The sequence below is a fragment of the Cytobacillus gottheilii genome (assembly GCF_001636345.1).
In the GTDB taxonomy this organism is placed as follows: Bacteria; Bacillota; Bacilli; order Bacillales; family Cytobacillaceae; genus Cytobacillus; species Cytobacillus gottheilii.
Window position 1 is genome coordinate 1,098,415 of record NZ_KV440945.1, and the last position, 18,740, is coordinate 1,117,154.

16 protein-coding genes are annotated in these 18,740 nt (G+C 39.0%); 9 read left to right on the top strand and 7 right to left on the bottom strand.

The window, feature by feature from the left end:
• The first annotated feature begins 217 nt into the window (after positions 1-217).
• Positions 218-1,420 carry an ornithine--oxo-acid transaminase gene (locus A6754_RS05220; protein ID WP_371806956.1) on the top strand — a complete coding sequence of 401 codons (1,203 nt, stop codon included), beginning with the start codon at positions 218-220 and terminating at the stop codon, positions 1,418-1,420.
• Positions 1,421-2,003: 583 nt separating this feature from the next.
• Positions 2,004-3,266 carry a group II intron reverse transcriptase/maturase gene (gene ltrA / locus A6754_RS05225; RefSeq protein ID WP_066441994.1) on the top strand — a complete coding sequence of 421 codons (1,263 nt, stop codon included), beginning with the start codon at positions 2,004-2,006 and terminating at the stop codon, positions 3,264-3,266.
• An 85-nt stretch (positions 3,267-3,351) separates the two neighbouring features.
• Here ltrA and A6754_RS05230 read toward each other — a convergent pair whose 3' ends face one another.
• Positions 3,352-3,588: a DUF378 domain-containing protein gene (locus A6754_RS05230; RefSeq protein ID WP_066442842.1), complete on the bottom strand. Its 237-nt coding sequence runs from the start codon at positions 3,586-3,588 to the stop codon at positions 3,352-3,354.
• Positions 3,589-3,734: 146 nt separating this feature from the next.
• Between A6754_RS05230 and A6754_RS05235 the strand changes: the two genes are divergently transcribed.
• From A6754_RS05235 to A6754_RS05250, 3 genes are all read left to right on the top strand, one after another.
• Complete coding sequence (locus tag A6754_RS05235; RefSeq protein ID WP_066442843.1) at positions 3,735-4,898, top strand: iron-containing alcohol dehydrogenase; 1,164 nt, start codon at positions 3,735-3,737, stop codon at positions 4,896-4,898.
• Positions 4,899-5,093: 195 nt separating this feature from the next.
• Positions 5,094-6,440: a glucose-6-phosphate isomerase gene (locus tag A6754_RS05245; RefSeq protein ID WP_066442845.1), complete on the top strand. Its 1,347-nt coding sequence runs from the start codon at positions 5,094-5,096 to the stop codon at positions 6,438-6,440.
• Positions 6,441-6,659: 219 nt separating this feature from the next.
• The gene (locus A6754_RS05250) at positions 6,660-7,070 is read left to right on the top strand and encodes a YugN-like family protein (RefSeq protein ID WP_066442846.1); all 411 of its coding nucleotides are present in this window, start codon (positions 6,660-6,662) and stop codon (positions 7,068-7,070) included.
• Here the strand turns inward: A6754_RS05250 and A6754_RS05255 are convergent.
• Together A6754_RS05255 and A6754_RS22680 are read right to left on the bottom strand one after the other, a co-directional pair.
• Complete coding sequence (locus tag A6754_RS05255; RefSeq protein WP_066442847.1) at positions 7,067-8,059, bottom strand: potassium channel family protein; 993 nt, start codon at positions 8,057-8,059, stop codon at positions 7,067-7,069. The genes A6754_RS05250 and A6754_RS05255 overlap by 4 nt on opposite strands.
• Before the next feature lie 132 nt (positions 8,060-8,191).
• Positions 8,192-8,338: a hypothetical protein gene (locus tag A6754_RS22680; RefSeq protein WP_156495704.1), complete on the bottom strand. Its 147-nt coding sequence runs from the start codon at positions 8,336-8,338 to the stop codon at positions 8,192-8,194.
• 167 nt (positions 8,339-8,505) lie between these two features.
• Between A6754_RS22680 and A6754_RS05260 the strand changes: the two genes are divergently transcribed.
• Complete coding sequence (locus tag A6754_RS05260; protein WP_066442848.1) at positions 8,506-9,153, top strand: SDR family oxidoreductase; 648 nt, start codon at positions 8,506-8,508, stop codon at positions 9,151-9,153.
• A 93-nt stretch (positions 9,154-9,246) separates the two neighbouring features.
• Here the strand turns inward: A6754_RS05260 and A6754_RS05265 are convergent, their stop codons facing one another.
• The 3 genes from A6754_RS05265 to A6754_RS05275 all read right to left on the bottom strand — a co-directional run bounded on the left by A6754_RS05265 (position 9,247) and on the right by A6754_RS05275 (position 13,059).
• On the bottom strand, positions 9,247-10,038 hold the full coding sequence (locus tag A6754_RS05265) for a formate/nitrite transporter family protein (RefSeq protein ID WP_066442849.1): 792 nt from the start codon (positions 10,036-10,038) through the stop codon (positions 9,247-9,249).
• A gap of 117 nt (positions 10,039-10,155) precedes the next feature.
• Positions 10,156-11,433 carry a methyl-accepting chemotaxis protein gene (locus A6754_RS05270; protein ID WP_066442850.1) on the bottom strand — a complete coding sequence of 426 codons (1,278 nt, stop codon included), beginning with the start codon at positions 11,431-11,433 and terminating at the stop codon, positions 10,156-10,158.
• Between the two features lie 264 nt (positions 11,434-11,697).
• Entirely contained in the window at positions 11,698-13,059 is a 1,362-nt protein-coding gene (locus A6754_RS05275; RefSeq protein ID WP_066442851.1) for a sigma-70 family RNA polymerase sigma factor, read from the bottom strand.
• A 153-nt stretch (positions 13,060-13,212) separates the two neighbouring features.
• Between A6754_RS05275 and A6754_RS05280 the strand changes: the two genes are divergently transcribed.
• The gene (locus A6754_RS05280) at positions 13,213-13,635 is read left to right on the top strand and encodes a hypothetical protein (protein ID WP_066442852.1); all 423 of its coding nucleotides are present in this window, start codon (positions 13,213-13,215) and stop codon (positions 13,633-13,635) included.
• Positions 13,636-13,728: 93 nt separating this feature from the next.
• Here A6754_RS05280 and A6754_RS05285 read toward each other — a convergent pair whose 3' ends face one another.
• Positions 13,729-14,577 (bottom strand): STAS domain-containing protein, encoded by an 849-nt coding sequence (locus A6754_RS05285; RefSeq protein WP_066442853.1) that lies wholly within the window; start codon positions 14,575-14,577, stop codon positions 13,729-13,731.
• A 352-nt stretch (positions 14,578-14,929) separates the two neighbouring features.
• On the opposite strand from A6754_RS05285, the gene A6754_RS05290 reads away from it, so the two are divergent.
• Together A6754_RS05290 and A6754_RS05295 are read left to right on the top strand one after the other, a co-directional pair.
• Entirely contained in the window at positions 14,930-16,366 is a 1,437-nt protein-coding gene (locus A6754_RS05290) for a PTS mannitol transporter subunit IIBC (RefSeq protein WP_066442854.1), read from the top strand.
• 269 nt (positions 16,367-16,635) lie between these two features.
• Positions 16,636-18,735, top strand: coding sequence for a BglG family transcription antiterminator (locus A6754_RS05295; RefSeq protein WP_066442855.1), 2,100 nt, complete (start codon positions 16,636-16,638; stop codon positions 18,733-18,735).
• The last annotated feature ends 5 nt before the right edge of the window (positions 18,736-18,740 follow it).

Genomic DNA, 18,740 nt, shown 5'->3' on the forward strand with positions numbered 1-18,740 from the left:
TACGGAACCGTACGTACGGTGGTGTGAGAGGGATAAATGGAGGTTAATCGCCTCCCCCTATCTCAATTGTTTAAGGAATAGATCTATAAAACAGTCCAGCCGTGCAGCTCATTTAAAAGATTTTTCTTTTCTTTTCAAAAAAATCGCTCTATTTAGTTTTAAGGCGGGACAATAAACGTTAAAATAGAAAGTAGAATTTTGAATGGGAGGAATGAGCTTGAGTAAAGAGACGACGAAATCGAAAACACTTATTGAACAAACTGAAAAATATGGTGCACATAATTATCATCCCCTTCCGATTGTCATAGCAAAAGCAGAAGGTGTATGGGTAGAGGATCCAGAAGGAAATAAATATATGGATATGTTAAGCGCTTACTCTGCTGTCAACCAAGGGCATCGCCATCCAAAGATCATTCAGGCCCTAAAAGAGCAGGCAGACCGAGTTACACTTACTTCAAGAGCATTCCATAATGACCAGCTTGGCCCTTGGTATGAAATGATTTGCGAATTAACAGGCATGGATATGGCTTTACCGATGAATACGGGGGCGGAAGCGGTTGAGACAGCCGTGAAGGCTGCACGTCGCTGGGCATATGATGTCAAAGGTGTGGCAGAAAACCAAGCTGAAATAATTGCCTGTGTCGGGAATTTTCATGGACGTACAATGACAGCGGTTTCTCTTTCTTCAGAAGAGGAGTATAAGCGAGGATTCGGACCAATGCTGCCAGGGATTAAATTAGTTCCATATGGTGATCTCGAGGCGTTACAGGAAGCTATAACAGAAAATACGGCAGCTTTTTTAATCGAACCAATCCAAGGTGAAGCTGGGATCATTATCCCTCCAGAAGGCTTTATGAAAAAAGCATACGATCTTTGTAAAGAGAAGAATGTTTTATTCATTGCCGATGAGATTCAGGCAGGCTTAGCCAGAACAGGAAAAATGCTTGCATGTGAGTGGGAAGATATTCAACCGGATATGTATATTCTGGGGAAAGCATTGGGGGGCGGAGTATTCCCAATCTCTTGTGTAACCGCAGGCAAAGAGGTTCTGGGAGTGTTTAATCCAGGATCACATGGCTCCACTTTTGGTGGTAATCCGATGGCATGTGCAGTGTCCATAGCTTCTATTGATGTTTTGAAAAATGAAAAGCTTGCTGAACGGTCTCTTGAGCTTGGCGAGTACTTTATGCAAAAGCTGACTGAAATTAATAACCCAATTATTAAAGAAGTAAGAGGACGAGGTTTGTTTATTGGTGTTGAGTTAACCGAAGCAGCCCGCCCGTTTTGCGAACAGCTGAAACAAGAAGGATTGCTTTGTAAAGAAACACATGATACAGTCATCCGTTTCGCTCCGCCTCTCATTATCAGTAAAGAAGATTTGGACTGGGCGATTGAAAAGGTGAAAAAGGTCCTTTCATAATAAAAATCCTTGCCGGCAATGGCAAGGATTTTTATTGTGTGCCCGGCATGGGTGCAGGCTCTAGGGTGCGAGTCCCGAACGGCGAAGGCAGTAGTAGCCGTAGCTTAAGACAAGGATATGCGGGGTGACCCTCCTATCTGAAGGAAGTCGGCGGCAAACTTCCGCTCTGAGGAACACGAATCTCATATGAGGCTAGATGACATTGGGTGAGTCTGCAATACAAGACAAAGTCCATACTGCCAAAGGTGTCACATAGTAAATGAGGCGGAGACATGGAAGGAAAGTCTGTACTCTTACCCGGGGAGAACCTGTCGATATGCCGTACTCATGCGGTAAGCCTATCCGTGAGGATAAGTTGAACGACAGGCGTCAGCAGAAGCCATAGTACTTATTCGCTTAAGAGGATAAGGAAGGGCTGAACCGGTTATGGAAAATAGGAACTAGGCGTATCTTTCCATTCGATGAAACAGAAAACATAGTACCTGTTTAATGAAAGAAACGGTGAATCCGCGGGGGTCATTAAACAGGGTGGAGAATGAAAAGGACACAAACAGAACACCTATTTACGCGGGAGGTTATATCAATGTTAATGGAACGAATCATGTCACGGGAAAACCTACTTAATGCGATTAAAAGAGTAGAAAAGAATAAGGGAAAACATGGAGTGGACGAAATGCCCGTCACTGCTCTTCGTGGACATATTATGCTCAACTGGAGCGAACTGCGAAAATCCCTCTTCGAGGGAACCTATATCCCATCCCCCGTCCGTCGAGTCGAAATCCCGAAACCAGACGGCAAAGGGAAGAGGAAACTGGGAATCCCAACCGTGACAGACCGTTTCATTCAACAAGCAATCACCCAAGTGCTTACCAGAATGTATGACCCTAGTTTCTCTGAATGTAGCTTCGGCTTTCGCCCTAACAGGCGAGCGCACCAGGCTGTTAAATTAGCCCAAAGCTATATAGAAGAGGGTTATCGATGGGTAGTCGACATTGACCTTGAAAAGTTCTTTGACAAGGTTAACCACGATAGATTAATGAGTAAATTAGCCATGAGGATAAAGGATAGTACTCTCCTCAAACTAATAAGACGGTTCTTAACCTCTGGTGTTATGGAAGGCGGACTTGTCAGTCCTAACCTTGAGGGGACACCGCAAGGTGGACCTTTAAGCCCTTTACTTTCGAATATTGTGTTGGATGAACTGGATAAAGAACTGGAGCGCAGAGGACATCGCTTTGTCCGCTACGCCGATGATTGTAATATCTATGTGAAATCTAAAAGAGCTGGAGAAAGAGTTATGAAGGCAATGACCCATTTTATCGAGAGGAATCTTAAACTGAAGGTTAACAAGGATAAAAGTGCTGTAGACCGCCCTTGGAAAAGGAAATTTCTTGGGTTCAGTTTTACAAGTAATCTAAAACCGAAGGTGAGAATATCTCCCCAATCAGTTAAACGGTTTAAAGATAAAATAAGAAAGCTTACAAGCAGACGAAGGTCAATTGCCATGGAAGATAGGATTCATAACCTTAACCAATATCTAGTGGGATGGGTTAATTATTATCATTTAGCAGATACCCGTTCAGTAATCGCAAAACTCGAAGGATGGCTTAATCGAAGGTTAAGAATGATTCGATGGAAGGAATGGAAACTTCCCCAAACGAAGGTCAAGAAACTTATTAAACTAGGTGTTTCGAAAGGGAAAGCATATGAATGGGGAAATACAAGAAAGGCTTATTGGAGGATATCCAAAAGTCCAATTCTTCATAAAACATTAGGGAAAGCCTACTGGCTTTCCCTTGGGTTAAAAAGTATTTCTGCTAGATATGACTTACAGCGTTCGACTTAATCGGAACCGCCGTATACGGAACCGTACGTACGGTGGTGTGAGAGGGATAAATGGAGGTTAATCGCCTCCCCCTATCTCAATTTTATTATCTATTGTTTGAATCTGTAACAGGAGCTCTCTCAGCTTCTTCACTCGGTTTAAAGAGCAATCCTAAATTGATTAATCCTGCAATACCAACTAATCCATAGATGATTCTGGAAAGAGCAGCATTTTGTCCTCCGAAAATGGCAGCCACAAGGTCAAATTGAAAGAAACCGATTAGTCCCCAGTTGATGGCACCGATAATGGTAAGAACTAGTGCAATACGTTGAATTGTACTCATGATGTAACCTCCTTATAGGTTTTACATTCTGTAGTTTTTGCTCCATATTCGATATTATGCAATCAAATTAAAATAAAAAAGAGATCATAGTTTTTGCATTAACAACTCAGTTTGCATGATAATAAACAATAGAGGAGTTGATATCAATGGATCAATTTACATTTTGGAATCCAACTAAATTAATATTTGGAAAAGGGGAGCTTCAACAGCTTAAAACAGAAGTTCCGCAATATGGAAAAAGAGTTTTAGTGGTATATGGCGGCGGGAGCATCAAACGCAATGGTCTGTACGATCAAGTTATGAACCTATTGAATGAATTGGAATGCAGTGTTTTTGAATTATCGGGAGTTGAACCTAATCCCCGTATTTCCACCGTCCGCAAGGGTGTAGACATATGCAAGCAGGAAAATATTGATTTATTGCTTGCAGTAGGCGGAGGAAGTGTCATCGATTGCACGAAACTAATCGCTGCTGGTGCTAAATACGATGGAGATGCTTGGGATTTAGTTATTAAAAAAGCTTTCGCTCAAGACGCACTGCCATTTGGTACTGTTTTGACATTAGCGGCAACTGGCTCGGAAATGAATGCGGGTTCTGTTATTACAAACTGGGAAACTAATGAAAAATATGGATGGGGCAGTCCAGCTGTATTTCCGAAGTTTTCAATTTTAGATCCAGTTCATACATACAGTGTTCCAAAGGATCAAACCATCTATGGAATTGTTGATATGATGTCACATGTATTCGAGCATTATTTCCACTTAACAGAGCACACAGAGTTCCAGGATCGTATGTGTGAATCATTATTATTAACGGTTATGGAAACAGCGCCGAAGCTGCTTCAGGATTTAGAAAATTATGAGCATCGAGCGACCATTTTATACTGCGGAACAATGGCTTTAAATGGAATGTTATCTATGGGCTACCGCGGTGACTGGGCTACTCATAATATTGAGCATGCTGTTTCAGCTGTTCATGATATACCGCACGGGGGCGGTCTTGCTATCCTTTTCCCTAATTGGATGAAGCATAATTTGCATGTAAAGCCAGAACGCTTTAAAAAGCTAGCTGTTCGTGTATTTGGCGTAGATCCAGAAGGGAAATCAGATGAAGAGGCAGCGCTTGAGGGAATTGCAAAACTAAGAGATTTCTGGAACAGCATTGGAGCACCTGCGACGTTAGCTGATTACAATATTGATGAATCAAGCATTGAAGTGATGGCGGATAAAGCGGTTATCAATGGAGAATTCGGCAATTTTGCAAAACTGAATAAAGAGGATGTTATGGCTATTTATAGGGCTTCTTTATAAATGGAAACCTGGAGCTGACAAGCTCCAGGCTTTCTATTTTTCTAAAAACTTTATTCATAAATGCAAATACACCTCAAGTTTGAAAATATGTAAAAATGATTACGTTTTCAAGATGGGTTGTTTCTTGATTAAGTTTAAGCATTTCGATAAAGTGATATTGAGTACGGATAATATAAATACTTAGGAGGTTTCGCTATGACCCATATCCAATTTGATTATTCAAAAGCACTCAGCTTTTTTGGCGAGCACGAACTTACATACTTACAGGATGCGGTAAAGGTTGCCCACCATTCTTTACACGAAAAAACAGGAGCAGGAAACGACTATCTAGGCTGGATTGATCTGCCCGTAGATTATGATAAAGAAGAATTTGCACGTATCCAAAAATCTGCAGAAAAAATCAAAAGTGATTCTGATGTTTTAATCGTCATCGGAATCGGCGGTTCATATCTTGGTGCACGTGCAGCGATTGAAATGCTTCAGCACAGTTTTTATAATGCACTATCTGCTGAACAAAGAAAGACTCCACAAATCATCTTTGCCGGGAACAACATCAGTTCTTCTTATATGAAAGACCTTATGGACCTTCTAGAAGGGAAGGATTTCTCGGTTAATGTTATTTCTAAATCCGGTACAACGACTGAACCTGCAATTGCTTTCCGTATCTTCCGCAAAATGCTAGAAGAGAAATACGGCAAAGAAGGTGCGCGGGAACGAATCTATGCTACGACTGACAAGGCAAGAGGAGCACTTAAAACACTAGCTGCTGAAGAGGGGTATGAATCATTTATTATTCCTGACGATGTAGGCGGAAGATATTCTGTTCTTACGGCTGTTGGTCTTCTTCCAATTGCAGCTGCAGGCGTTAATATCGAAGAGATGATGAAAGGTGCAGCTGAGGCGCGCGGTGACTTTGGCACATCTGAATTAGGAGAGAATGCAGCTTACCAATATGCGGCTGTCCGTAATGTTCTCTATAATAAAGGAAAAACGATTGAAATGCTTATCAATTACGAGCCAGGGCTTCAATACTTCTCTGAGTGGTGGAAGCAGCTATTTGGTGAGAGTGAAGGAAAAGACCAAAAAGGAATTTTCCCGGCTTCTGCAAACTTCTCAACAGATCTTCACTCACTTGGACAATATGTTCAAGAAGGAAGAAGAGATTTGTTTGAAACGATTATTAAAGTGGACGAGCCACGTCATGAGTTGACTATTGAGGAAGCTGAATCCGATCTTGATGGCTTAAACTACTTAGCTGGAAAATCAGTTGACTTTGTCAATGACAAGGCTTTCCAGGGTACACTTCTTGCTCATACTGACGGTGGAGTGCCAAACTTAATTGTAACCATTCCTAAAATGGATGCTTATACATTCGGATATCTTGCTTACTTCTTTGAAAAAGCATGTGCGATGAGCGGATATTTACTTGGTGTCAATCCGTTCGATCAGCCTGGTGTTGAAGCGTATAAGGTGAATATGTTTGCGCTGCTTGGAAAACCTGGCTTTGAAGAGAAAAAAGCTGAACTTGAAAAAAGACTGTAAAGAAGAAATGGAGGGAGTGCCGATCAGGTGCTTCTTCTTTTTTTATCCTCATGGTATAGAACGGCTGGTAGTACTGCTGCTAACCTGGAAAGAAAGCATAAGTGAAATTAAGTCCATTCGTTCGCCTTTTGGACTGCATCAGCAAGTTTTCTTTACTCATGATTTGTGCCCTTTTTGTAAAAGCTAAAAGTAAATCATAAACAAAGGGGCTATGACAAAATGGTTGAAATACCTTCAAAGGTTAAGGGAGCACATTTTAATCTATACAAACTAGAGCAGCAGTTAGAGCCAATGGGCTATATGATCGGAGGCAATTGGGATTATGATCATGGCTACTTTGATTATAAAATGGATGCTGAAAACAAAGGGTACCATTTTTTGCGCATTCCCATTAAAGCCATTGATGGCCAGCTTGATTCGCGAAATTGCACTGTTGAATGCGGCAATCCGTTTATCCTGTCGCACATCTATCAAATCGGTTTAGATGATCATGCATACACATCAAATTTCACTGCATCATTTGACCAGTTTTCAGAGCCAGTGGATAAAGATGGAATGGTGCCGGATGAATATGTAGTTGCAGGAAAAGCACTTGTACAGGAGCTGGAATCGAATCTATTGCCAGATTAATTCATGATGACAATGAGCTGATCTTCACCTGCGACGATAAAAGGATGGGGAGGATTTACAATGGTTTCTTCTCCCCTTTTTATCCCTAATAGTAAAATCCCTTCAACGATAAACATCTGACTTAAGTGTTGAAATGACTGATTAATGATTTCCTCTGATGCAGGCTGAAAGGTTAATTTTCGCTTATCAAGCTGATTCAGCAATCCTAAGAATGAGTTAACCAGTTCCTGAGAGGTGATGCTGTTGATCATAACAAAGCTTGTTAACAAGTTAGTTTGAATGATTTCATCCGCACCTGCTCTTCTGGCATTCTCAGATTGTTCAGCTGTAAGGATTTCAACAATACAAGGAAGCTTGGGGTTTAATCCCTTTACAGCTAGAAGTGTCAAAATTGAGTTCATGTCTGCATGTAATTCATTTTTATTTTGATCTGCTGTAATAATGACCTTTCGGGCAGAATGGATATTTGCCTTCAATAATACATCGTCACGATTAGCGCGCCCTTGTATGAAGTGGAGATTCTTATGCGGTAAAGGATTATATTCGAGAGTTTCATCAATCAGCGTGACATAATGATTTGATTTACTGCTGCAAATCGTATTTAAAATTTCCCGAGACCGTTCATTCCAGCCAATCACAATAATATGGTCAGCTCCTTTATAAGCAACTTTCCCTTCTAGAAAATCATTTTGCCTTGTTACAGCTGCAGTTGTTAAAGCAACAAAATAACTCGCCAGAAAACCAGCCCCAGTCATAATTAAAACAACTCCAGTAAAACGGCCAAGAGCAGTTTCAGGCACAAAGTCTCCATATCCGACGGTAGATGCTGTAATGATCGCCCACCAGATTCCATCGGCTAATTTGGGAAAGTTATGAGGTTCAATTATGTGAACTAACCAGCCAAAAATAAAAATAGCTAAGAGTGCAATAGTTAAAATTCGAAGAACAAGCGGTAAACGGATAAATCTAGACATTAAAAAATGCGGCATAAAATAAAAACACCCCTTGAAGTAGTGTGCTGTACTAATTCCATTATGGACATGTTTTATAGGTTTCATAAGGGGTGTATATGAACGCTCCGAGGTTAAGGGGGCTGGGGAGAAAATGTGAATAATCTATATTTATATTAAATAATCCAGAGCTTTAATTAGCAATTTTATATCGGTTAGAATTTGCTGTTTTACCTCTTTAATTTCACATCTTTTATATTCCCAAGTCATCAAGGACAATTGTTTCGTCAAGATAAGCTGTTCAAATTCTTTCGTCATCATCATGCTCCTTACGATTTGAGATCAATGATTATATACCCAAGTTATCGCAATTTAAAACCACCATATGGTTCCTTTGGCATACTGCTAGGTTAAAGCAGACCATTTGAAATATAAACTTGATTTTGAAATAATGAACAGTATCTCATAAAGAAGGGAATGTGGTTATGAACGTTTTAGTTGTAGGAGCACACGGACAAATTGGACAATTCGTTGTGAAGAAGCTAGCAGAACATCCCAACTTTTCAGTGAAAGCTATGGTTAGAAAAGAAGAGCAGAAAGAAGAGCTGAGCAAGCTAGGGGCAGAACCTGTCCTTGCCAGTCTGCATGGCAGTGTCGAACATATTGCGGACGCAGCAGAAGGCTGTGATGCCATCGTATTTACAGCTGGGTCAGGTGGACAAACAGGCTTCGATCAAACATTGCTCATTGATTTGGATGGAGCTGTGAAAACAATCGAAGCGGCTGAAAAGGCCGGCATTAAACGTTTTATCATGGTGAGTGCACTGCAGGCTCATAATCGCGAGAATTGGAATGAACAGATAAAGCCTTATTACGTTGCGAAGTATTACGCAGATAAGCATTTGGAGGCGAGCGGGCTGGACTATACAATTATTCGTCCTGGCGGGCTTACAAATGAGGAGGCCACAGGGAAAATCACGGCTGCGGAAAATATTCATGGAGGAATGATTCCTCGAGAGGATGTCGCGTCTGTCATTGTGGCAGCCTTAGAGAAGAATCAATTGATTAAGCGTTCTTTTGATTTGATTAGCGGTGTAGATACGATTGAGGATGCGCTGAATAATATCGGTTAAATGGCAAAACGCAGGTGATCCAATTTGGTATGGATAGCCTGCGTTTTGGTTTGTGAACTTTTTTATAATCTATATACTAATGCATGGCGATTCTTACCCTTGATCCTCTTCATCCAAATAAGGTTTATTAACATAAAAGTACATCCAGCCCATCAGAAGACTTCCTCCAATTAAGTTTCCGATCGTAACAGGAACAAGATTATGAATGATGCCACTAAAAGAAATGGTTCCAGGATGATCTAATACCATGGCAATCGCAAATGTGCACATATTGGCAATGCTATGTTCATAACCAGAAATAAAGAAACAAAAAACAAAGAGAACCATGACAAATAGCTTTGCTCCATCACCCTTTAATGTCATTGGTATAAAAAATGCTAAACAAACAAGCCAGTTACATAAGATCCCCCGGAAAAATAACTCTAAAGTCGGAGCTGTCATTTTGTGCTCCACTACACTTAGCAGAAATTGATTTACGCTTGCATCAGAGAAAAGCTGGGTGGTGTAAATGAGCAGTGCAAATACAATGGCACCGATTATATTGCCGGCATAACTAAGTGTCCAGAGTTTCACTACACTGCTCCACTGCATTTTCTTGCGGAGTGCAGCAAACGTATAATAGAATGTATTTCCAGTAAAGAGATCTCCGCCTCCATAAGCAATTAATATAATTGCAGCACCAAATGTAAAAGCAGCCATTGGATATGCTGCAGGAGAGTGAACATTGTAAAAATACCCGCCAGATTTAAAGGCAACAATGACTCCGAAGCCAATAAACATACTGGCTAGCGCCGCTCTTAAAATATAGTGAAGCACACTGGTTTGATATATTTTATATTTTTTCAGTGCCAGTTTTTCAACCTCTAATAAGGGTTTTACTTCCAATCAACTCTCCTCCTGCTGTATTCTTTTACTAGTTTTCCAGGAAGTGAAAAAAGTATGTGAAGGATTCTTTTTAGAAAGATACCAATAACTCCTTTACCCTAAAACAATAGAGCTAACCTATCCTTGATAAATCCCCTCTAAAGAAGTTGCACTTGAAGATAAATGCTTAGCGCTGTCCTTTTCATTATGTATAATTTGATCAATTTCTGACTGAAGCTGAGTATAGGTTTCCAGCAGTGAATTGTTATTCTCGGCTGATTCCACGGTCTGATCGATTTGTATGGTAATGTCTTTAATTCCAGCATTCATTTCTTCCATCGAAGCATAAATGGTGTTTACTTCATCTGCCAGCAGCCTAATCGATTGGACGATGCCATCCACTTCACTGTCAGCTTCCTTAAAGGACTTTTGGCCATCCAGAACATGCTCTTTTCCATTTAAAATGAGGGCAACTGCCTTTTCAACATCCTCAGTAAATGAATCTATAATTTCCTTAATATCGTTGGCTGCTTTCAGAGATTCATCCGCAAGCTTGCGCACCTCTGAGGCAACCACGGCAAATCCCTTTCCGTGTTCTCCGGCACGTGCAGCTTCAATCGTAGCATTTAAAGCCAGTAAATTGGTTTGCCCGCTAATGCCAGTGATAATGGAGATGATATTCCCGATTTCTACTCCTTTTTCTTTCAAATGCTCAATAGACTGAACAGATTCTTCTGAGTTTTGCTGAACATATGTAAACTTTTGATCTACTAATGTGAGCATCTGTTTCACATTCTCTGAGATGCCTGAAGCCTCAGCTGTTTTTTCATTAATGGTATGTGTAGCACTTGTGACCCCGTCAATAGATGAAGCCAATTCAGTTAAGGTTGCATGTGATTCTTCTATAGAAGTAACGATTCTCTTATTTTCATCTTCTACATTTCGAAGCAGCTGCTTTTGCTTTTCAGTTGATTGAGAAACATTTGATAAAGATTGAAATAGGTAATTGCTTTGTTTACTCACCGCGGCAGACTGTTGATTTGCAGTTTGAATATATTGTTCCAGACTTTGTGACAAATTGTTAATGTTATGTGCAATTTGGCTGAATTCGTCATTCAACTGAAAATCCAATGAACTAAAGTCTCCGCGCTGTATATCTTCAAGCTTCTTATTGATAAGAGTTATTTTTTTTAGGATAAAAAAGCGTGTAAATAGGATAATCAAAATTGGGCTGATGAGAATATTAATGATAAAGGTGACAGCTGTTTTGACACCTGCACTCAATACCCCTAAATCTGCAATAACCTGGTTTAAAAAACCTGAAATCGGTGATGAGATCAGACTAGAAATCACAATGGCGATGACGAGAATGACTTTGATGCTAATAAAGCGGCTTGTTGTGGTATTTTGTGACATTTTACATAGTCCTTTCGTATGAGAGATGGTTGTTTATACCCGTTTTTTATGATGAAAAACCTATTTAGAGTAATTTATTTCATATTTATTCTTTTTGCTTAGAACACTTGCTTTCATAAGAGGTTCATCTGTTGGTTCTTTCCTTGTTTCAACAGCTGTCTTGTGTTCATCTCATGTGAATTCTCCAACTTGAAGACCTATTTCAAGTTTGGAAATAACAATAATGCCTGCTTTTTAGCAGGCATTATTGTTAGGAACCATATATTAATATCCATGATCAATATGCTCATAATTAACAACCTTCCAATTATTCCCTTCCCTTGAAAATGTATGGATATTAGTAAAATTACCATAATGGTCTATTGAAAGTTTTTGTATTAATTGATATTGATTATTATTTATCTTCTTTATTTCAGCAGGTTCATCAGCAGTATATTTAGAAAAACGAACTATTGGTGTAAGATAAGTTCCCATCTGATCATCGTAAGCATGAGTAAATATATATTCTAGTGTTTCGCGATTTGCAAGGTGAGTATAATGATTATATATTTCATCTGTTGTGTATTCATCAGATCTGGTCTTAAGAATTTCATCTAGATCTTCTCTTATTTCATTAATTTCAAACAAGATTGCGCCTAATTCCTCCTTCGTCGGCTCCACAACCACAGGTTCATCTTGTTTTTGATCGTCATTTATTTCCTGATCTGTATCTGTCTCTATTTGTTCTTTATCAGGGTCTGAATCTGGTTCCTCTTCCACCGTATCTTCAGGCAGGTTTTCTTCCGTTTCCTCTTCTATCTCATTGTCGTTCTCTTTAACATCTTCTTCCTCAATCGGAGAAATGATCTCTGTCTCTTCTGGCGGTTTGTCAGCATTAGGTTCTTCAAATAGTCCATTTGAAATAATATAGTACATGCCAATGGCGAAGGCTGTCATGGCTGCAAAGCTCAGGGCTGCAGGTACCGTTTTGTTTTTTGCTTTTTTCTTTTGTCTGGACATGGATGGTCTTTGACTGATTTCTGCTAATACGTTTCTCTTCATTTCTTCGGTAAAGACCAGGCCCTGCATCTCACCCTTTAACAGATCTTCTTTCGTCTTCATCAGTTTGTTGTCCATCTTCTGCACCCCTTCTGTCATTGCATTTTTTAATAATTGTTTGGCCCGCGTCATTCTTGATTTTACTGTGCTGAGATTGATCTGGCAGATTTCACTAATTTCTTTTAACTGGAGTTCCTGGAAATAGTATAAAAATATAATTTCACGGTATTTTGGCGGCAGTGTCAGTATTTCATTAAATAGCTGCTCACTTTCGCTTTTATGAATCATTTTGGATTCTGGACTTTCTTGGTGACTGGTAAACCATTTGCTGATATGCTGACTGACATGAACTTTTCGATAGTTCCAGCTCTTAACATGATCTTTGCAATGGTTGATTGCAATTCTGTATAACCATGTATGCATGCTCGAATTTCCTTCAAAGGTATCGAGCTTTTCATAACATTTAATAAATATTTCTTGAGTCAGATCTTCAGCAGTTTGCTTATTGCGGACAAATGAATAGGCAAGCTGCAAAATGGATGTGCCATGGCGGTCCATTAAATCTGTAATTACCTCATGACTTTGCAAGTGGAATTCACCTCTTTTTTTTACTTTTATACATTAGACGACGTTCCATTTTAATAAGTTTATTTTTAATAATTTCCAAATAGTGTAAGTATATCTTTCTGACAGCTTCTATAGTATGATGTGTACAAAAGAAATTTTCTGGGAGTGGAAAAAGTGAAGTTTTTTAAAATCCTTATTGTTGTGCTAGTAGTTATAGGAGGACTTGGTTTTGCTATTTACTATTTTGGCACAAACATGGCTGCTGAAAAAGTAATGGAAACCATTTCCACTGAGCTGGAGAATAGCGGGGAATTGGAAAATATTAAGTCTGCGATTGAAAGTGACCCGGAATTAATGGCTTTTGTTGCTGAAGCTGAGGCAGCAGACCCAGAAAGCCTGCCTTTTACTACTAAGGAAGAAGCGACAAGAGTGCTGATCCAAAAGGTTGGTTTAACAGAATTAAATGATTTGCGGGTTCAGGCTCAGGAAGGCACTGTATCAAAAGAGCAAGTCATCTCACAAATGGAAGCCAGTTTGACTGAGGAAGAAATCCTGGCTTTAAAAGTTGTTGCATATAAAGAATTATATGGGCAGTAAAAGGGATCACGTGATGTGATCCCTTTAATTATGGAAAGTTAATAGAATGACAGCAAATATTGAATGAACTTTTAAAAGGGACTATTGCCCAGTCTACTTTACGGAATCTATTTCATTTGCAGAAAGTGCAGCAGCCAAATCTGATCTTATCACGACTTCTTCAAACGAAAGTCCAAGTTGAACAGTAGTTTGAGCAACTTCAGGCCTTAAACCTGATAAAGTAGTTTGTACACCAATCATTTTTAAGGCGCTGATCAACTGGAAAATCTGATGTGCAACCATCGTATCAATCATGACCACGCCTGAAAGGTCGATATAAAGGTGATTAATCCCCTTGTTCGAACATTCATTTAGAGAATGCTCAAGAATAAATTTTGCCCGTGTTGTGTCAATATCGCCGACAAGGGGAAGCAATGCAGCTCCCTTATTGATTGTAATGACAGGAGAGCTGAGCTCCATGATAATTTCTTGCTGTGCCAGCAGCTTCTTCTCTGAGTAGATCTGATTTTCCTGTACAAATCTAAGAATAACTTCTTTAAAGGCTCGAATGATGATTCTTTGCCAAAGCTGAACCTTCTCGTGTGAATATTTACCTTTATGAATAGAAGCAAATTCATCGATATAGCAAAGGTATTGTTCCTGTACGTGAAAAAACTCCCGCAGTATGTATTGTACAGGGGTATTAAGATGTTGCTCATCTTTAGCAATTTGATTAATCCATTCTTCAAATTCCTGCGAAAATTGTTTTTCTTCTTGCACAAAAACTTTACATAAATGTAAATGAAAATCATAATTTTGCTGCTTCAATTTTTGAATTTCTTCAGGAATGCTTGAAGAATAGACTCCTTTTGGATCACTTTTATCAAGTGATTTATACCATTCTTCGGTTAAATTCTTTGCTTTTTCTACTAAAAATGTATGAAGCTCTTGATTCCGATGCAATCGTATCCCCCCTAATATAAATTTGATATTAATAAATATTTTAACTGAAATATGCAGAAAAGTCTTGTAAAGAAAAACTGCCTACTCCTTGCCATACGAGGCTGAAAGCAGTCTGAAGGGCGGCAAGTACTAGTAGAATTGAAAACAGGCGGTAGAAAATGTCTATTAGGTGATAACATACACCTAAACCAATATTAAACATGGCAAAAACAGTTATTACAATCATGACAACATTAGAAGTGACAAAATGCGTTTTTCTTTGAATTGAAACCGCTTTACATTGAACGTATTATAAAAATAGAAAGTCATACAATAACTTTTAAAGATAAAAACAGAGGAAGGGGAAAATAACATGTCAAATTCTACACAGGCTGAAAAATCTGGTTTTCGTGTAAAACTTCAGAGATTTGGAAGCAGTTTAAGCGGCATGATTATGCCAAACATCGGTGCATTTATTGCTTGGGGTATTATTACTGCATTATTCATTCCAGACGGCTGGCTGCCAAATGAAGATCTAGCTCTGCTAGTGGGTCCGATGATCAACTATTTACTGCCGATCCTAATTGGTTTTACAGGCGGTAAAATGATTTATGGAGGAGACCGCGGAGGTATCGTCGGTGCGGTAGCAACAATGGGTGTTATTGCCGGATCGGACATTCCAATGTTCCTTGGCGCAATGATCGTTGGTCCTCTTGCCGGATGGGCTATTAAAAAGCTTGATGGAGTACTTCAGCCAAGAATCAAACAAGGATTTGAAATGCTTGTCAACAACTTCTCAGCAGGTATTCTTGCAGCTATTTTAGCCATCGTAGCATTACTGGGTATTGGGCCATTAGTTGAAGGATTAACGAATATCTTATCAACAGGTGTTGAAGCAATTATTAATGCAGGATTACTTCCATTAGTAAACATCCTGATTGAACCAGCAAAAATTCTATTCTTAAATAATGCCATTAACCATGGCATTCTTTCTCCACTTGGAGCAGAGCAAGCAGCAGAAGCTGGAAAATCAATTCTATTCCTTATTGAAACAAACCCTGGACCAGGACTTGGAATCTTACTTGCATTCATGTTCTTTGGAAAAGGTTCTGCGAAGCAAACATCACCAGGAGCAGCGATTATCCATTTCTTCGGAGGAATTCATGAGATCTACTTCCCGTACATCTTAATGAAACCAACGTTAATTCTTGCTGCAATCGCTGGTGGCGTAAGTGGTATGTTCACATTCAGCTTATTAAATGTTGGATTAGTAGCACCGCCATCACCAGGAAGCATCTTTGCTTTAATGGCTATGACGCCAAAAGGCGGAAATCACTTAGGTGTTATTCTAGGGGTTCTTGTGGCAACGGCAGTTTCATTCGCAATTGCATCTCTAATCTTAAAAACAAGTAAGAAAAACGAAGAAGAAGATATTTCAGAAGCAGCAGCAAAAATGCAAGAAATGAAAGGGAAAAAGAGCTCTGTAGCAGGCAACTTTGAATCAAAAGTTCCTGTTGCTGAAGGCTTCAATCCTGAAAATGTTAACAAAATCATCTTTGCCTGTGACGCAGGAATGGGATCCAGTGCAATGGGTGCATCCATTCTTAAGAATAAAGCGAAAAAAGCAGGCTTGGATATCGATATTACTAACACAGCGATTAACAATCTTCCAGCAGATGCAGACGTGGTTATTACACATAAAGATTTAACACCACGTGCGAAAGACAAACTGCCTACTGCACATCATATTTCGGTTGAAAACTTCTTAAATAGCCCTAAATATGATGAATTGATTGAAAAGCTGAAGTAAATAAAAAAAGGCTGGTTCCCTTTGTGAACCAGTCTTATTTATAGTTTTTCAATTAAAATGTACCAGCAGAATATGTTTAGGGTTTTCTTTAAATAAATTAGGATAATTAAATACTGGCAACAACTTTCATGACGAAAATACATTATTCTTTAGTTGAGAGTATCATTTCTTATTATTAAAATGAAAGAATAGGGTGCTGTATTTCATATTTGTCATAAACTTTGCTCATAATATGTCATGGTGAATGCCAATGCTGTGGAGTGATGTGAATGTACATATCAGCGAGGGAAAGAAAAATACTTGAATTATTGCTATTACAGCCGGGAGAAACAACGGTAAAGGAAATAGCAAAAGAATTAGAGGTAAGTTCTCGTACGATTCATCGCGACTTAAAAGGAGTCGAAGAGATTTTAAAGGAGTACGGGTTAGAACTTAACAAAAAATCAGGCATCGGCATAGCTGTTAATGGTGAAGAAGAGAAAAAGGAGATGCTTCGTCTCTTTCTTTTTAACCTTTCTCATAATGAATATACGCCTGAGGAACGGCAGACGATGATTTTATCTGCTCTTTTGGATGCAGCGGAGCCAGTTAAATTAGTTTCGCTGGCCAATGATTTAAATGTCACTATTGCAACTGTCAGTAATGATCTTAATAAAGTAGAAGAGCGTCTTACCCCTTTTGATTTAACACTGCTAAGAAAGCGTGGCTACGGTGTTGAATTGATTGGGACAGAGAATTCTAAAAGAAAGGCTATGAGCAAGATCATCATAGAAAATATTGATGAATTTGAGTTCCTTTCTTTAATAAAAGAAAATATTCAAAAACGCTCAGCACAAGTGGTTGATACGGTAACAGACCGATTGCTTGGATTAGTTGACAAGACAAAGCTGCTAATTATAGAAAAACAAATAGAAGATATTAAAGAGGATCTTCCTTATGCCATAGCTGACAGTGCCTATATCGGATTAGTCGTTCATCTGGCATTGGCGATCGAACGAATTCAGCAGGGAGAGGAAATTAATTTTGAAGAGGACTATCTGAACAGTTTAAAAGGCACGCGAGAATACAAGGCAGCCGAAAAAATTGTTTTAGGTTTAGAAGAAGTATTTAAAATAAACATTTCCCAAGGTGAAATCGGGTATATTACAATGCACCTGATGGGAGCCAAATTGAGAAATGATCATGATGACTTGCTTGGAGAAACAAGTTTGCATGCAGGGGTTCTTGCACAAAACTTAATGACATTTGTCAGCCGTAAGCTTGATATCGATTTAACGACGAATAATTCTCTGTTCCAGGGACTTGTTGCGCATTTAAGACCGGCTCTGCATAGAATCAAACAAAATATGGGTATTTCTAATCCTTTATTGGAAAGAATAGAGCAGGATTATAAGGAACTGTTTATTATTTTGCAGCATGGTATGGCGAGTGTCCTTCCAGAATTGAAGGTTCCCAGAGAAGAGATTGGATATCTAGTCATGCATTTTGCCTCGGCTTTGCTGAATAGTGAAGAAACTAGTCCAAAGAAAGCTCTTGTTATTTGCTCCAGCGGGATTGGCACTTCCAAAATCTTATCAACAAAACTGGAACAGGAGCTCCCTGGCTTGTCTACAATTAATGCATCAATTTTTGATCTGGATCAACTGGATATACATGGTTTCGATGCTGTAATCTCTACTATTCCGTTAAAAAACTTTAATCGGGACTACCTGCTTGTCAGCCCCCTTTTAACAGGTAGTGATATTGAAAAAATCAAACAATCCTTTGCCCTTCATCAAGAAGCTGGACATCAAGTAAAGCAATCAATTCGCTTGAAACAAAGACAATCTTATGATGACTTCCGAATCAGAATTTCAAAGGTTAAAAGAAGTGCGGCAGCAATTGAATTACTCTTAGAGCATTTTTCTCTATCCTTTATTGATGAAGATCAAGTGATTCCAAGCATCCTGCATAAAATATGCACTGAATTATTTCAGCAAGGTGTGATTACAGACTCTAAAAGAGTCACTGAGGATTTGCTGAAAAGAGAAGAATTAGGCGGACTTGGAATTCCTGATACCAAGCTTGCGCTTTATCATACCAGAAGCGAATTTGTAAAAAGTCCATGTTTTATGGTGCGGAGGGTAAAAAAGCCACTCTCTATAAAAGGGATGGATGGTTCTGACATGAAGGCTGATACCATTTTACTTTTGCTTTCACCATTGGATGAATCAGAAGAAGCATTAGAACTGCTGAGTGCAATCAGTTCGTTAATCATTAGAGATGAACATTCTATTTCAGTGTTTCAAACAGGAAGCAGTCTAGATATTGCTAATTTACTGGCAGATGAACTGCAGCTTGTTTTTGAAAATAAATATAGCCAAGTATAGAAATT

Coding starts and splice junctions, on each gene's coding strand:
- ltrA (WP_066441994.1), top strand. CDS start 2,004: ATGTTAATGGAACGAATCATGTCACGGGAAAACCTACTTAATGCGATT.
- A6754_RS05230 (WP_066442842.1), bottom strand. CDS start 3,588: ATGAGTACAATTCAACGTATTGCACTAGTTCTTACCATTATCGGTGCC.
- A6754_RS05235 (WP_066442843.1), top strand. CDS start 3,735: ATGGATCAATTTACATTTTGGAATCCAACTAAATTAATATTTGGAAAA.
- A6754_RS05245 (WP_066442845.1), top strand. CDS start 5,094: ATGACCCATATCCAATTTGATTATTCAAAAGCACTCAGCTTTTTTGGC.
- A6754_RS05250 (WP_066442846.1), top strand. CDS start 6,660: ATGGTTGAAATACCTTCAAAGGTTAAGGGAGCACATTTTAATCTATAC.
- A6754_RS05255 (WP_066442847.1), bottom strand. CDS start 8,059: ATGCCGCATTTTTTAATGTCTAGATTTATCCGTTTACCGCTTGTTCTT.
- A6754_RS22680 (WP_156495704.1), bottom strand. CDS start 8,338: ATGACGAAAGAATTTGAACAGCTTATCTTGACGAAACAATTGTCCTTG.
- A6754_RS05260 (WP_066442848.1), top strand. CDS start 8,506: ATGAACGTTTTAGTTGTAGGAGCACACGGACAAATTGGACAATTCGTT.
- A6754_RS05270 (WP_066442850.1), bottom strand. CDS start 11,433: ATGTCACAAAATACCACAACAAGCCGCTTTATTAGCATCAAAGTCATT.
- A6754_RS05290 (WP_066442854.1), top strand. CDS start 14,930: ATGTCAAATTCTACACAGGCTGAAAAATCTGGTTTTCGTGTAAAACTT.
- A6754_RS05295 (WP_066442855.1), top strand. CDS start 16,636: ATGTACATATCAGCGAGGGAAAGAAAAATACTTGAATTATTGCTATTA.